Here is a 16,139-nt window from a genome sequence, read left to right as displayed (position 1 = left end):
CATATGCAAGTTGTCCGACCTGCGCCGCAAGGTGATACAACCCGCGTACGAAGGTCGGACAACCCCGCACCGGAAGTGGAACACTTCCTTTTTACATTCAGACAATCCTCTGCCCGTCTTTCCGGATCTTTCTTACATCCGGCAGAAAAAAGACACGAAGAACGGTACGCTGACATTAATCAGCAGTCCGTGAATCACGGCAATCGGAATCATCTCCTGACCCGAATACCTGGAAATGGAAGGCAACAGCAAGTCGGTAGAAGTCACCCCTGCCGCCGAAATCGGAGCAAAACGTCCGAACAGCTTGCAGATTACCGGGGCCCCCAGCAAGGCCGTCATCTCGCGGAAGATATTGGCCAGCAAGGCAATGGTTCCCAGTTCCGTAGCCAGCTGCATGCCCAGGCTGGGCTCCTTGAGCTGGGTAATCAGTACCGAAGAAAGCGAATAATAGGCAAAACCGCTGCCCACCGCCATGCAGTCGAACACGCTCCACTGGCTCAGCACCAGTCCGGCCAGAGCCGAGAACAGGAAAGTACCACTCACCGTAGCCACCGGCACCAGCAGCATCTTAAACGAAAAACGTGAGGCAAAATGCCCAATCTCCCGGTTGCTGCCCAGGCTGATACCAATCAGCAGCATCAGCACATACAATATGATGACCGAAATGGCATGAACATCAAATCCGGCCTCGTGATAACATCCGCTCAGACAACCCAGGATAAAGCAGACCAAAATCAGCAGACTTCCTTTCATGAGTTCTTCTCCTTTCTGAAAAATGTGTGAAACACCAGCCAGGAAGCCAACAGACTGCCTGTGAGACTCATGAAAGCGATGAAAGCGGCCTGACCGCAGAAATAGCTGAGATGGTCGATCAGAAAACGGTTGGAACCAATGGACAAACCCAACATATAAAGCAATGCGCACACTACTACCTGAATGACAGTGCCTGTCTTCTGCACTGATTTTCTGTCACGGACGAAATAACCGATTACTGCTCCACACAGCATGATTGAAATAAAAATATACATAAAAAAACTATCCCCTTGAAACTTGTTTAATGAAAATAAAATAAAGAACGCAATCAAATAAAAAACAGGTTCCGAGGCCTAGGGCACATTAATAAAATTCCATGAACGGATGGATAAAATTTTTTTCATTCTACTCTACTGCTATAATACTACATGGGGTTCAAAAACGCGGCAAAATTACTGCCATTTCGAGAATAAATCATCGTGATATGCAGGAAAAAATTACGTGCTTTCAGTTTTCAAAATCACCCGCATCTTCACTTATTATCTGTTAGACGAAAACCGGGATATGCTAAAAAACAGTAAAATCTGATAAATATTTATGCAGAAGATATTCAGTAAAAATCTGCATTTCCGAGGCGGTTGTGCTACCGTTTCTTAAAAACCCGCAAACAAGTTGCGAGCTTTCTTTTACATATCATACATTTTTATATACCTTTGTAATAATCGGAAAACAATTAATTTATATTACCAAAGTATATCGAATAATGAAAAAGATTCTTGCATTCCTTTGTTTACTGACCTTTGTCCTGGGGCTGCATGCCGGACAGAATGTCACCTTGAAGCAGATAGCCGACGGGGCATACAGGGCAGAAAATATCTACGGCATCAAACCGATGCTCGACGGAGAGCACTACACACAGATCAGTGCCGACAGAAAGCGTATCGTAAAGTATTCTTTCAAGACCGGCAAGGAGGTGAGCACACTGTTCGACGTGACCACTGCGCGTGATTATTCACTGAAGTCGTTCGACGACTATATCATGTCGCCCGACGAAAAGCAGATTCTGATTCAGACAAAGACGAAACCGATTTACCGGCGCTCGTTTACGGCCGAATATTATATTTTCAATGTCAAGAACAACCGGCTGACTCCGCTGTCGGAAAACGGTCCGCAGCAGGTGCCGCAGTTCTCGCCCGACGGCTTCCAGATTGCCTTCGTACGCAACAACAACATCTTCCTGGTAAAGCTGCTCTTCGGCAACAGTGAATCGCAGGTGACCAAGGACGGAGAGTACAACAAGGTATTGAACGGTATTCCTGACTGGGTGTATGAAGAAGAGTTCGGCTTCAACTGTGCCTTCGACTTCAGTGCCGACAGCAAGATGCTGGCTTACATCCGCTTCGACGAGAGCGAAGTGCCGATGTTCCGCTTCCCGTGGTACAAGGGTATGGCTCCCGAACGGAGTGAATATCAGACATATCCGGGATTTTATGAATACAAGTATCCGAAGGCAGGCGAAGTGAATTCGAAGGTGAGCGTGCATACTTTCGACATCAAGACTCGCGTAACCCGCAAGATGGACCTTCCGCTTGATGCAGACGGCTACATCCCTCGCATCAAGTTTACTTCCGATCCGGAAAAACTGGCCATCATGACCCTGAACCGTCATCAGAACCGCCTGGATATCTATATGGCAAACCCCAGAAGCAGTCTGTGCAAGCTGGCAATCCGTGACGAATCGGAACAGTATATCAAGGAGCAGGCATACAGTGACATTGCTTTCTATCCGGAAAACATTGTGATGATGAGCGAACGCGACGGATACAACCACCTGTATCTGTATACGATAGGAGGAAACCTGGTACGCCAGATTACCCGCGGGGAGTTTGAGGTACAGGAATTCCTGGGATGGAACCAGCAGACCAATACGTTCTACTACCGGAGCAACGAGGAGAGTCCGCTGCGCAGCGCCATCTACAAGATTGACGCGAAGGGAAAGAAGACGAAACTGTCATCGCGCACCGGTACCAACCAGGCTATTTTCAGTGCCAACCAGGCCTATTACATCAATACGTATTCCAGCATGAACACGCCTACCCTCATCACCATCAATGACAACCGGGGCAAGGAGCTGACTACGCTGCTGGACAATGCGGCTTTCAAGGCGAAAGTGGCTCAGCTGAACATGCCGGTGAAAGAGTTCTTCACCTTCCGTACGACCGAGGGAGTGGAACTGAACGGATGGATGATGAAACCGGCCAATTTCGATCCGTCGCGCAAGTATCCGATAATCATGCATCAGTACAGCGGACCGGGTTCGCAGCAGGTACTCGACAAGTGGGGCATCGGAAGTTTCGGTGACGGAGGTATGTTCGAAGCCTACATGTGCGACAGGGGCTACATCATGGTATGCGTAGACGGACGGGGTACCGGAGGACGCGGAGCGGCTTTCGAGAAATGTACGTATCAGTTCCTGGGAGTCAAGGAATCGCACGACCAGGTAGAGGCTGCGAAGTATCTGGGTACACTGCCTTATGTCGACGGAAAACGCATCGGTATCTGGGGATGGAGCTTCGGCGGATACAATACGCTGATGTCCATGAGTGAGGGAACTCCGGCTTTCAAGGCGGGTGTGGCCATTGCGGCTCCGAGCGACTGGCGTTTCTACGATACGGTGTATACCGAACGGTTCATGCGTACTCCTAAGGAAAACGGTGACGGATACAATGCGGGATCGGCTATTCTGAGGGCTCCGAAATTGCAGGGAAAACTGCTGCTGATTCACGGTACGGCCGATGACAACGTACATTATCAGAACTGTACGGAATACAGTGAGGCGCTGGTACAGGCAGGCATTCAGTTTGACATGCAGATTTATACCAACCGCAATCACAGTATCTTCGGGGGAAATACCCGCAATCACCTGATGAACCGGGTAGCCAACTTCTTTATAGAAAACTTATAAAACTCATTACAACAGCCGCCACAGCAGGCTCTGCCCTGCTGACGGCTGTTGTCTTTTTATATTGACCTTGAGGTAAATGACATGGAACACGTAAAAAAACCGGAATGGCTGAAAATCAAGATCGGTACCAATGAGCGGTATACCGATACGAAACGGATTGTAGACACGCATAAGTTGCATACGATATGCAGCAGCGGACGTTGTCCGAATCTGGGAGAATGCTGGGGAAAGGGAACGGCTACGTTCATGATTGCCGGAGCAATTTGTACGCGGTCGTGCAAGTTCTGTAATACACTGAGCGGCAAACCGCTGCCGCTGGACCCGGAAGAGCCGGCACGGGTGGCTGAGTCTATCCGGCTGATGAAACTGGATCATGCGGTGGTGACTTCGGTGGACCGGGATGACCTGGAGGACCTGGGTGCGGAACATTGGGCAGAGACTATCCGCTGCATCAAGCAGGAGAATCCGAATACCACACTGGAGGTGCTGATTCCTGACTTTCAGGGAAGAAAGGAACTGGTGGAGAAAATCATTGCGACGGCCCCTGATATCATTTCACACAACCTGGAGACAGTGCGGCGAATGACTCCGCTGGTACGGAGCGTAGCTACCTACGACCGGAGCCTGGAGGTGATACGGATGATTCACGAGGGAGGAATCACTGCGAAGTCGGGCATCATGGTGGGCCTGGGCGAAACTCCGGAGGAAGTGGAGGAAACCATGGACGACCTGAGAAGCTGCGGCTGTGAGGTCCTGACCATCGGACAGTATCTGCAACCGAGCCGGAAACACTTCCCCGTAGCCGAATACGTCACTCCGGAACAGTTTGCCCGGTATCAGCAGACGGGAAAGCAGAAAGGGTTTTCCATTGTTGAAAGCGGACCGCTGGTGCGCTCGTCTTACCATGCGGAAAAACATATCCGCAAAGGGTGAACAAAATCACATTCCACGTTGTTTCAAATGTATGAAGTTCTCTTATAACGCGTATGAAGTTTCTTTTTAAGTACAAAGACAAGATTGTTTCCATGGGATTGCTTCCCATTATCGGTACACTGATCGGACTGCATTTTCTTCCTGATTCCCAGATGTTGGGCATCGGGGCACTGGTGAGTCTGGTGTTGCTGGTATATGGGATTATCCGGCTCCGGCAACTTAATTTTTTCCTGTTGATGGGTACCATCGGAATTGGTATGTGTTTCTTCGTCCGTCTGGCAAGCGACTATCTGCTGATTCCCTACGGAAGCATTACCCCCATCCTGGAACTGATGCTGTTTGTGTGTGCCTTCATTCACATTACCGTCCCCGAGGTATACCTCAGTCTGCACCGGAGACTGAAACTGAATGAATGCCATTCCTTTACGCTGGAGGCGAAGATTATCGTCGTTTTATCGGGTATACACCTGATAATATGGGCGGTCAGCTACAAGCATTTCCAGGATTTGTCGTCTACGGGAACTTTCATCATGATGTATGGCATTCCCATTTCCATTTACATTATCTGTCTGCTGATTAATATAGTAGGAATCCGACTGGCACTGCAGGAGAGTATCGGCAATCACCTGATACGGATTGCCCTGATTTCGGGAGGAAAGATTTATCTGACTCCTCAGAAACAGAAAGAAGAGTCAGGTGAAGCATTGTGGGACCTATCCATCGAAAATATCTACAGAGGACCGACGGAATTTATCGGACAATACATGCAGAAGCTGACGCGTCAGCAACCGGTGATTCATGCTGCACATGAGGTTCCCCGACTGATATTGAAGCATACTTCTCATCTGGAGTGCGCCCATCTGGAAGATGTCCTCCTGTACATCCTGCCCATTGCACCTCAAATGGCAGAAGAACTGCTGGAGGGACAGTGGTTCGAGTTTGAGGAGGTGAGTGCATCTCCCCAGAAATTTGCTCCGATGCTGCTTTCTGAAATCAAGCACCTGGAGGTGGTAGCCGGCATGTGGAAGAAGTTCGGCTACTGATTCTTGCCTCTCCCTGTCCGGCAAATCCATTATTTGTAAATCAGGAAAATACAAGGAATTTTCGTCAGGTCGGGCAAATGGTTCTTCCATTCCTTCACGGTACGGGTCTTGATATATTCTCCTTCGCAGGTAATATTGGCTGCGATACACAGTTTCGTCTGAGGACGGCAGTTGCGGATAATGTCCTCCAGCATCTTGTGGTTACGGTAAGGCGTTTCGATAAAGAGCTGTGTCTGATGCTCCGAATAAATGCGGTTCTCGAGTTCCTTCAGGCGGCGTGCACGTTCCGAAGGATCGATGGGCAGATAGCCGTGAAAGGCAAAGCTCTGTCCGTTGAAGCCGGAAGCCATGACGGAAAGAATAATGGAAGAAGGCCCTACCAGCGGAATGACTCTCAGGTTTTTCCGTTGGGCAATGGCAACCACATCCGCTCCCGGATCGGCCACTGCGGGACATCCGGCTTCGGAAATCACTCCCATTGAATGACCTTCCATCAGAGGAAGAAGATAGCCTGAGATTTCATCGGGAGAAGTATGCTTGTTCAAAGGATAGAAGGTCAGTCCGTCAATATCCATGTCACGGTCGACTTTCTTCAGAAAACGTCGTGCCGAACGCACGTCTTCTACAATAAAATGCTTAATCTGACAAATAATCTCCTTATTGTAAGCAGGCAACACTTGTTCCAGGGGGGTATCTCCCAATGTAACAGGAAGTAAATACAATGCGGTTTCCATAATTCCATATTTCTCCCTCAGACAGGGAAAAGACTAATAATCAATCAATTTAAAGACAAATCATCAAAATACTGGGTCTCGAGCAGTTCCTTGATACTCAGGTCCGGATGCTCATCCATATACTTCTGTACCAGCTGCATTCCCATCCATACACCTATGACAGGGGGAATTTTCTCACCGTTGAATACAGCGCTCGGATCGGGATGAGTATAGGCCCGGACAACCATCGGATCGGTACTGGAGAGATGTCCTTGCGACTTCATCCATTCCCAGATTTTTTTCCTGTTTTTCTTGCACCAGCGGCTTTCATCCTCTGTATATCCCAATACAGCAGCGTCCGATTTCAGTTTCAGGATGTGTTTCACTACCCAGTTAATCTTTCCCTGGTGCATGATGATATCGAACAGCGAACGGTGGTTGGGCATCCAATGAAACGGATAATAGCTCATCAGGTAGAAAGTAAAGCAATCCGGCAGTATACGCTCCGGATTCATCGACCTGCGCTGGTAGGCATAATAATATTTCTGGTAGAGCGGATAATCCTCTCCCATGTATTTGTCCAGACTGAATCCGACCAGACTGTCTCCTACTACCACGGACTGGTTCAGGGCAGATATCTGGGCATAGATGCGGGGAACCGGGATTTCGGGAACTTCCCGTACCAGGTTTCTGAAACCGTCAGTCAGCCCTTCCTCTATCCATGTCATGTCCTTGAACTTGCTTTCGGCATCTTCCATCAGTTTCAGCAATACCGAATCGGAATAGTAGGCACACAACCGCTCGTTGATGGCCGGTTCGTTGACGCGGCCCAGTCCAAGTACCTCTTCAATCAGAATCTTGGTAGCCTGCGGACAGTCAAGACTCATTTTCTGCATTGCGGAAAAGCTGTTCAGCGCCACCGCTTCATACTGCAGACGGTCGTAACGAAAAACCTTCACGTCTGTCTGTAAAGAATTAATGCCCTGCTGCCTGTCAGAAAGACAAGCAGTCAAGGCAAAAAGACTCATCAATATCAGTACGATAATGTTTTTCATTCATCCATGAATATTATCCGTAGATAATGTTACCGTTTTCGTCCTTATATTCGTCCAGACCCTTTTCATAAGTAGCCATGGCACGCAAACTCATACCCACGCTAGAGAATCCGCCGTCGTGGAAGAGGTTCTGCATAGTCACCTTACGGGTGAGATCAGAGAACATCACGATACAGTAGTCTGCACACTCATCAGCCGAAGCATTGCCCAGAGGAGACATACGGTTTGCGAAATCGAACAGTTTATCCATACCCTTCACTCCCGATCCGGCAGTTGTCATGGTCGGCGACTGAGAAATGGTATTGATACGCACATGGTGCTCACGGCCATAGATGTATCCGAAGCTGCGTGCGATTGATTCCAGCAATGCTTTGGCGTCTGCCATATCATTATATCCGTAGAATGTACGCTGTGCTGCCACATAGCTCAATGCTACGATAGAACCGTATTCATTGATGGCATCCAGTTTTTTTGCTGCCTGAATCATCTTGTGGAATGATACTGCAGAAATATCCAATGTTTTGCTCAGCATATCATAATCCAAGTCATCATAAGTACGTTTCTTACGTACGTTCGGTGACATACCGATAGAGTGCAGTACAAAGTCGATTTTACCCCCAAGTACTTCCATTGAGCGCTTGAATACATTTTCAAGATCAGCTACACAAGTAGCATCAGCCGGAATCACTTCACAGTTCAATTTTTCTGCCAAAGCTGAAACTTCACCCATACGGACTGCAACCGGAGTATTAGACAAAGTAATGACAGCTCCTTCTTCTACAGCCTTTTCTGCTACTTTCCAAGCGATAGACTGTTCATTCAAAGCACCAAAGATAATACCTCTTTTTCCTTTAAGTAAATTATAACTCATACCTTTTAATTATAAATTTGGGGCAAAGATACAAACTTTTCTGTTATAAATTTGCTTTTTTTTGATTAAAAACATAAGATATCGGGGGTAATCTGTAAAATCCGCATAAAAAAACTTCTGTATATGAAGAACTTGCCAGATGCTTCATATACAGAAGTTGCCACTGCGGGTTATCGGTTTCCTCCGATCAGTTACTCTAATTCCAGCGGAATGCCCCGGTAAAAATCGAGTATCTTCACCCGGAACAAATAATCATATTTAGCCTGAATACGGTCGGAAACCGCCTTCATCCATGCCGTTCTCGATTCGTTATATTCAGTGGCCGTAGCCTTTCCGTTCAGATACTTTTCCTTGATCAGTGCGAAAGACTCTTCCGCAGCCTCATCGGCCACCCGGCTGCTCCGGTACTTGGCACTGGCATTCTGGGCATTATAATAAGCCTGCTGTATTTCCTTATACAAAGTCTTCTTACTTTCCTCCAGTTGCCAACTCAGCGTAGTATGCTGAAGTCGTGCACTTCTCACCTGGTTCCGTGTAGACAGGCGGTTGAATATCGGAATATTCAGCGAAAATCCGATGTACTGACTGAAGTTATCACGAAGCTGTGACCCGAAGTTGCCGTTTTCCCGTCCCGACACATTATAAAAATTGGTACTCAGTCCGGCCCCCAGACTCAGTTTCGGATAATAAGCACTCTGGGCGATACGGATACTCTTCTGCGCTCCCTGTACCCGGTACTGTGCAGCCTTGATCGACGGTTTGATCAGTAACGCATCGGTATAGATATCGGCAGGAGACATTGCCATGCTCTGACTCTGTACCGTATCCACCTTCGGTGACAATATCGCAAAACCATCCGGCGAAGGAAGTTCCAGCAACTGCGAAAGGTCGAGCAAAGCCAACTTATAGTTGTTGTCTGCCTGAACCGCCGAAAGCTCATCCTGAGCCACCCGGGAACGCGCTTCATACCATTCGGCACGCGAAGCCTTTCCGGCTTTATAGAACGCCTCTTTCTGCGCCTTTATCTCCTGACTCAAATCAACCTGACGATGAGCCACCTCCATCAGTTCCTGGTTGAACAGTACCTGAAGATACGAGGAGGCAACCTGAATGCTGATATCTTCTTTTGCCTTATTCAGATCCTCAATGGCCGCACTCAGGTTCAACTTAGAAAGTGCGATGTTGTGCGTAAGCTGCATTCCCGTAAAAAGCGGGACACTGGTCGACAGGTTAAACCCTGTATTCTGTGTATTGATACTACTATACGTATTATCTGCCTGAATACTTCTTCCGAAGTTGAAAGAATGGGAAAAACTACCATTCAAATCCGGCAGCCGGCTGTTTTTGGAGGTACTCAAATCCACCTCACTCTTATCTCTCGCTACCTCCTGCTGCTTGACCGTCAGATTGTGTTCAATCGCATAATCGATGCAACGCTTCAGATCCCATACTTCCTGTGCCTGAAACGGAGAGGCACAAAGCAAGGATAACACTCCAAGAACTTGCAGTTTTCTCATACCTTTTTCATTATAATCCTTCCATCTTCAATCCACGCACCCGGTCGGCAGCCGAAAGGCCTTCCTTTACCTCAATGTGAATTCCATCACTCACTCCGGTCTGTATCCTGCGGCGTTCAAACTTCTGCACCGGGACACTGTCTGTCAGTACATAAGTATATACCGTATCCCCTCTGAATTCCACCGCGCTCTCAGGAATAGCCAGTACCTGTTCTGCCCGCTGCAGCTCCATTTCCGCATTGGCACTGTATCCCGAACGTATGGTCACACTGTCGGGAACCGTAATAGCCGCCTTGATTTCAAACTGATTGGCTCCGTTGTTCTCCACGCTTTTCGGAGAAATATACTCCAGTACCGCATCGAACGTCATATTCTGTAAGGCTCCCAGCTTGATTTTCACCGGAATACCCTCCTTGATTCTTCCCACTTCCGTCTCATCGACATTTCCCCGGAAAATCAGGTCGCCCATATCCGCCACCGTCGCAATGGTGGTTCCGTCGTTGAACGTATTACTCATGATTACCGAATTTCCCACCTTTACCGGCACATCCAGTATCAGTCCGGTTATGGTAGAACGGATCAGCGTACTACTGAAAGAAGCGCTGTTCTTGGTAATTCCCTCCTTGACAATTTCCAGGTTGTCCTTTGCAGCCTGAATCTCCTCACGTGCCTGACGGGCTGCAAGCAACGTCTTTTCATACTCCTCATTGCTCACCAGCTTATCCTGATACAGCTTCTCCATTCGCTCCAGGTCGATTTCCGCCTGCCGTCCGTTCATTTCCGCCAGACGAACCCGGCTTTCCGCTGCATTCAACTGTCCCAGTTCCGGAATCACCTTCACCTTTGCAATCACCTCTCCCTTGCTCACCTGCTGACCGGCTTCCTTATATACCTCCGCAATGATTCCCGAAATCTGAGGCTTGATCTGCACCTCATCCCTCGGCTCAATCTTTCCGGTAGCTACCGTAGCCTGCACCACATCGGTCCGCTCCACAGGCAATATGTGATACACGGTATCCTGAGGCTGAGATTTTTGATACAAAAAAACAAAGGTGCCCACAAATATCAGTGCCACCAGTACCAGCACTGCTATTTTCACATACTTTCTCATAGATACAAACATTTAAAAACATTCGGAAGCCTGTTTCCATACACCCTAACCGGATGACTTGCAAACGGTTCTATCCCAATATCTCTTTTTTATACATTCCTTTTATTTTCTGCAAAAACTGCTCACAATATTGATTAAAATAATCGAGATATGCAAGCCTTCTTTCCAAAAACTAAAAAAAGAGATTGATTTTTCTTTGTTTCCATGACCTTTTCATTTGCTCCCCAATCATCAGCCTCATCCGAGAAATACCGTTTTTCACCTTACAGATCCCTTCTCCCCTTTGCTAGATTTCATACCCCAGTCTCAACAATCCGATAAGATTCCTCTCCCGACTGTTCACAATAACGTGTAAAGTCGGCTGAACATACCCTTTCTTCAGACAAGGAATCCGGCAAGTCAGTTCCCCGGCCCATTCATACGCGTCCGTAAAATCCGCATAATCCACAAACACACCTCCGGTCCACCGGTCGTTGTTTCCGTGAAACACCAGTCCGCCTCCGGCATAACTCCGGCATCCCCAGTCGCGCGACGGAGCCACAGACCCCTGACACAAAAGAGACACACGGTTGCCCAACTTCTGTTCGGTATATCCCCAGACCACCGCTTTCACTTCCTTCTCCACCGTCTTCCCTTCCAGTTCCGGATTTCCCATCTCATCAACCACAGGCAGCCCGTAACGTAAAGCAGCCCCCATATAATAACCATTGCCACTGTTACTCTGATAATTTACAGATGTTACACCCATTATTCCATCTTCTCCCGGACAAAACCGGAACATATTCTCTCTTCCGCTCCAGGCCTTATATCCCACACCGTTGTAGACAGAAGTCTCCCACATCCACTTATCCAGTTCCAGTTTATAATCCACACACACCGACGACATCGGATAATTGGCCAATGGAAAATTCACCGACAACGTAGGAAAGATGCCACACGAACTGTTCGTAAACAACGAAGTCACTGGCGACGTGAAATAATCCTCATTCACATTCCTGATTCCCCCGAAGAAGACCGACCTGCCCACCTTCCACTCTACTCCCAGCACCGCCAGCGACAACGGCAAGTTGTCCTCCTCAATATTCGAAAAAGTCTGCAAGTCATTCGCCAGCCGCTCCTCCCGCGTCTTGGCAATACTGATGGAAGCCACATGAAAACCAACTCCCTTTCCTAAGTTCCACGCACCCTCGGCGCGCAGCAGATTTACCCAATTGTAACCATTTTCTCTGAAATCCGTCTGCATTTCAGCAGTATACGTCAATCCCACATGCTGAGCCATCAGGCAGTGGCTGCCCGTCACAGCCACTGCCATCAGGCAACATGTCCTCAATCCTACCCTCATCTCTTACAACCATTTTACGAAACGTTTGATATACCAGTTCTTAATCACCTGTGTCAGTACACAATACGACAGCAGAATACCTGCCAGCCACGGGAAATAACTCAGCGGCAATGCCGACAGACCAATTGAACTGCCGAAAGGCGTAAACGGAATCACAATACCTACAGCCATGATCAGCAAGGTCAGTCCCGTCACCTGCCAGGAAGCCCGGCTCTGGAAGAACGGAATCTTCCGCGTACGGATCATATGCACAATCAGCGTCTGTGACAGCAGTCCCTCGATGAACCATCCCGACTGGAACAGAGTCTGATGATCCACCGACTGGCAGTCGAACACATACCACATTACCAGATAAGTCACAATGTCAAATACCGAACTGATAGGGCCGATGAAAATCATGAACCGGCTCAAGTCGGAAGCATCCCACTTGCGAGGCTTTTTCAGGTAATCCGCATCCATCCGGTCGAACGGGATGGTAGTCTGTGACACATCATACAACAGATTCTGTATCAGCAGATGAATCGGCAGCATCGGCAAGAAAGGCAAGAACGCACTGGCCGCCATTACACTGAACATATTTCCAAAGTTCGAGCTTGCCGTCATCTTGATATACTTCGTAATATTTCCGAACGTCTTTCTGCCTTCCAGTACCCCGTCTTCCAGTACCATCAGGTCCTTTTCGAGCAGAATAATGTCCGCACTCTCCTTCGCGATATCCACAGCCGAATCCACCGAGATACCGATATCCGACTGCCTCAGCGCTGCCGCATCATTAATACCATCTCCCAGGAATCCCACCGTATTCTGCTGTTCCTGCAGCAAAGCAATGATCTGCGTCTTCTGGATGGGAGTCAGTTTGGAGAATACCGTTGTCTCGCGCACTGCCACCAGCTGCTGCTCCTCACTCAAGGCAGCAAAGTCCACACCGGTCAGCGTATTCGTCGTATCAATACCCACCTGACGTGCAATGGTTCTTACCACCGCATCGTTGTCGCCCGACAGAATCTTCACCTCTACGCCGTGCTCATGCAACTGCCGGATGGCACTGGCAGCCGACGGTTTGGGAGGATCGAGGAAAGCCAGATACCCGATCAGCACCATGTCATTCTCATCCTTCACACTAAAGTCACATTCCTTGTCCAGGTAACTCTTCTGTGCCACGGCCAGTACCCGCATACCCAGCTTGTTCATCTGCTCACTGATGCTCTTGGCATTCTTCTTCAGTTCCTCCGAGAACGGACGCACCTCACCCCTAAACTCCGCATGCGAACAAATCTCCAGCATCTCTTCTACCGCTCCCTTAGTGATAATCTGACGCTTTCCCTGTCTGTCTTCCACCACCACCGACATCCGGCGACGCGTAAAATCGAACGGAATCTCATCCACCTTCCGGTAATTGTCCTTCAGATGCTCCATATCCAGTTCCTTCACGTGCGACAAAATCGCCTTATCCATCAGATTCTTCAGTCCCGTCTGGAAAAAACTGTTGAAATAAGCATGACGCAGAATACGCTTCTCCACATCCCTGCTGCCATCCGCATTGATATACTTCTCCAGCACAATCTGGTCGCAAGTCAGCGTACCCGTCTTATCGGTACAAAGAATATTCATCGCCCCGAAATTCTGGATTGCATTCAGGTCCTTCACAATCGTCTTTTTCTTCGACATCGCCACTGCCCCCTTCGACAGATTGGCAGTCACAATCATCGGCAGCATCTCCGGAGTCAGTCCCACAGCCACCGAAACCGCAAAGATAAACGCTTCCAGCCAGTCGCCCTTCGTCAGTCCGTTTACCAGGAACACAAAAGGAATCATTACCAGCATGAAACGAATCAGCAGGAAGCTCACCTTACTGATACCCCGGTCGAAAGCCGTAGCTGCCCGGTGTCCCGCAATGCTCTTCGCAATCGTACCCAGATACGTATTGTTTCCCGTACCAAAGACAATTCCGGTAGCCGAACCACTCACCACATTCGATCCCATGAAACAAATGTTGTCCAGTTCCACCACACTGCCCTTGCTATATTTATTCTCCTTATTCTCCGCACATTTCTCAATCGGGTCCGACTCTCCCGTCAACGAAGACTGACTGACAAACAAGTCCTTTGCCTCAATGATACGGATATCCGCCGGAATCATGTCTCCCGCAGCAATCATCACCACATCCCCCGGAACCAGTTCCGCAATGCTGATTTCCTCATCCTGCTCACCCGCCCGTCTCACGTAACAAGTATTTGTCACCATTTTCAGCAGCGCCTCGCTCGACACATTCGCCTTCCACTCCTGACAGAAACGAAGAATCGTACTCACAATCACCATTGTCGAGATAATCACGATTGCCGTCCAATCCTGCTCTCCGGGTTCCGCCAGCAGCACATCCAGCACAAACGAAATGACAACCAGTCCGGTCAGTACCCCGATAAACGGATTGATAAAAGCCTTTATGAAAGCCGAAACCGGGTTTTTCTTTTTCTCATGCTCCACCTCATTCTTCCCATACACTTCCTGCCTGTTCTCTATCTCCTCACCAGTCAGCCCCGAACGGGTTGTCTGAAAATATCCCCAAACAGTATCCAGCGGTTGTGCCGCAGCCAGAAATACCTTTTCAGCATTAAAAGCAAACTGAGTCTTTCGTGTTTTCTTCTTCCACATAGTCCTTCACATTTACAAATTACTACCCTAGTTGATTTTCACGCCGCAAAAGTAAGAAGCATTTTTCCGGGAGGCTGTTAGAAAACTATTAGAAGCGTATTAGAAAACTATTAGAAACGACATACCATACTGACAAACAACTGATTACAAATAAAAAGGAGCAGCATACCTTCCGTATCTGCCCCTGTAAACATAGCTCAGGCCGGTCGGTCGGGATTTCCGACTGACCGGCCTGAGACTCCTATCATACTCCTCCTGCCCCCAGTCCGAAGGCAGAAATCAACCCTTACACTCAGTTCAGCATAGACACCACATACAAATACAATACCGCAGCCGGTACCGCCATCAATGTACTGTCAAAACGGTCGAGCATCCCCCCGTGTCCCGGCAGGATATTTCCCGAATCCTTAATCTGTACCGTACGCTTCAGCAACGACTCGGTCAGGTCGCCCAACGTACCGAATACCACTACCACCAGCGCCAGTCCGATCCATTCACCCAGACTCAGGAAAGAGAAGAAATGAGCCAGCACCACCGCAGCTACCACCGAGAAGCACGCTCCGCCGATAGAACCCTCCCAGGATTTTTTAGGAGAAATACGCTCAAACAACCGGTGCTTACCCAAGAGCGATCCCACACAATAAGCCCCCGAATCATTCACCCAGTTGAAGATAAAAATCGACAACGGCAAAATCGGATTATACTGCGACACACTCTCAGCCCCCGCATTATGATAAGCCAGCACATTCAACATCGAAAAAGACAACGCAATATACATCTGGCTCATCATCGTATAAGCCCAGTTGTGAATCGGATTCTTCTGCTTCCGGTACAATTCACTGATCATCAGATACAACATCAGGAACAGATACGGAACAAACACCTCCTCCTTTCCCGGAATCAGTCCCACATAGCCGAAGCAAAGGAACAGAAAGACTCCCGCCAATACAGAGATCAGCCGGTTGATCTGCACATCCGGCACATGCCGGTTGACAATCGTTCCAAACTCATAAATGGTCAATGCCGTAATCAAGGCAAACAAAAGGGTAAACGTCACCGGTCCGCCCATGATAGCCCCTACCAGCACACCCACAAAGATCACTCCTGTAATCGCACGTTGGATAAAATTACTCTTCATACTTCCTATAAATTATATAAGACACCCCGGATTCCTCCACTTTTCC

The 16,139-nt window shown here is 48.5% G+C and carries 13 protein-coding genes; 3 read left to right on the top strand and 10 right to left on the bottom strand.

Features of this window, described 5'->3' with window-relative positions:
- Nucleotides 1-132: 132 nt before the first annotated feature.
- Entirely contained in the window at nucleotides 133-753 is a 621-nt protein-coding gene (locus H3001_RS05830; protein ID WP_181214355.1) for a lysine exporter LysO family protein, read from the bottom strand.
- The gene (locus tag H3001_RS05825; protein WP_181214354.1) at nucleotides 750-1,028 is read right to left on the bottom strand and encodes a LysO family transporter; all 279 of its coding nucleotides are present in this window, start codon (nucleotides 1,026-1,028) and stop codon (nucleotides 750-752) included. The genes H3001_RS05830 and H3001_RS05825 overlap by 4 nt, the downstream gene beginning before the upstream one ends.
- Nucleotides 1,029-1,516: 488 nt before the next feature.
- Here H3001_RS05825 and H3001_RS05820 point away from each other — a divergent pair, with 488 nt between their 5' ends.
- From H3001_RS05820 to H3001_RS05810, 3 genes are all read left to right on the top strand, one after another.
- Nucleotides 1,517-3,718: a S9 family peptidase gene (locus H3001_RS05820; protein ID WP_181214353.1), complete on the top strand. Its 2,202-nt coding sequence runs from the start codon at nucleotides 1,517-1,519 to the stop codon at nucleotides 3,716-3,718.
- 81 nt (nucleotides 3,719-3,799) lie between these two features.
- Nucleotides 3,800-4,651, top strand: coding sequence for a lipoyl synthase (lipA, locus tag H3001_RS05815; RefSeq protein ID WP_181214352.1), 852 nt, complete (start codon nucleotides 3,800-3,802; stop codon nucleotides 4,649-4,651).
- A gap of 53 nt (nucleotides 4,652-4,704) precedes the next feature.
- Entirely contained in the window at nucleotides 4,705-5,694 is a 990-nt protein-coding gene (locus H3001_RS05810) for a hypothetical protein (protein WP_181214351.1), read from the top strand.
- 29 nt (nucleotides 5,695-5,723) lie between these two features.
- On the opposite strand, the gene H3001_RS05805 is transcribed toward H3001_RS05810, so the two are convergent.
- The 8 genes from H3001_RS05805 to H3001_RS05770 form a co-directional block, all read right to left on the bottom strand.
- Nucleotides 5,724-6,428, bottom strand: a complete 705-nt coding sequence (locus H3001_RS05805) for an SAM-dependent methyltransferase (protein ID WP_181214350.1) — start codon at nucleotides 6,426-6,428, stop codon at nucleotides 5,724-5,726.
- Nucleotides 6,429-6,472: 44 nt separating this feature from the next.
- Entirely contained in the window at nucleotides 6,473-7,462 is a 990-nt protein-coding gene (locus H3001_RS05800) for a gliding motility protein GldB-related protein (RefSeq protein ID WP_181214349.1), read from the bottom strand.
- Nucleotides 7,463-7,475: 13 nt separating this feature from the next.
- Nucleotides 7,476-8,333 carry an enoyl-ACP reductase FabI gene (locus tag H3001_RS05795; RefSeq protein WP_181214348.1) on the bottom strand — a complete coding sequence of 286 codons (858 nt, stop codon included), beginning with the start codon at nucleotides 8,331-8,333 and terminating at the stop codon, nucleotides 7,476-7,478.
- 191 nt (nucleotides 8,334-8,524) lie between these two features.
- Complete coding sequence (locus H3001_RS05790; protein WP_181214347.1) at nucleotides 8,525-9,850, bottom strand: TolC family protein; 1,326 nt, start codon at nucleotides 9,848-9,850, stop codon at nucleotides 8,525-8,527.
- 10 nt (nucleotides 9,851-9,860) lie between these two features.
- A complete protein-coding gene (locus tag H3001_RS05785; protein WP_181214346.1) occupies nucleotides 9,861-10,961 on the bottom strand; it encodes an efflux RND transporter periplasmic adaptor subunit in 1,101 nt (366 codons plus the stop codon).
- Between the two features lie 286 nt (nucleotides 10,962-11,247).
- The gene (locus tag H3001_RS05780) at nucleotides 11,248-12,303 is read right to left on the bottom strand and encodes a hypothetical protein (protein ID WP_181214345.1); all 1,056 of its coding nucleotides are present in this window, start codon (nucleotides 12,301-12,303) and stop codon (nucleotides 11,248-11,250) included.
- Between the two features lie 3 nt (nucleotides 12,304-12,306).
- Nucleotides 12,307-14,955: a magnesium-translocating P-type ATPase gene (mgtA, locus tag H3001_RS05775; protein WP_181214344.1), complete on the bottom strand. Its 2,649-nt coding sequence runs from the start codon at nucleotides 14,953-14,955 to the stop codon at nucleotides 12,307-12,309.
- Between the two features lie 292 nt (nucleotides 14,956-15,247).
- Nucleotides 15,248-16,093, bottom strand: a complete 846-nt coding sequence (locus H3001_RS05770) for a phosphatidate cytidylyltransferase (RefSeq protein WP_181214343.1) — start codon at nucleotides 16,091-16,093, stop codon at nucleotides 15,248-15,250.
- Between the last annotated feature and the right edge of the window lie 46 nt (nucleotides 16,094-16,139).

This window comes from Phocaeicola faecicola, assembly GCF_013618865.1.
Taxonomy (GTDB): Bacteria; Bacteroidota; Bacteroidia; order Bacteroidales; family Bacteroidaceae; genus Phocaeicola; species Phocaeicola faecicola.
This window is presented reverse-complemented; position numbering and strand designations above follow the sequence as displayed.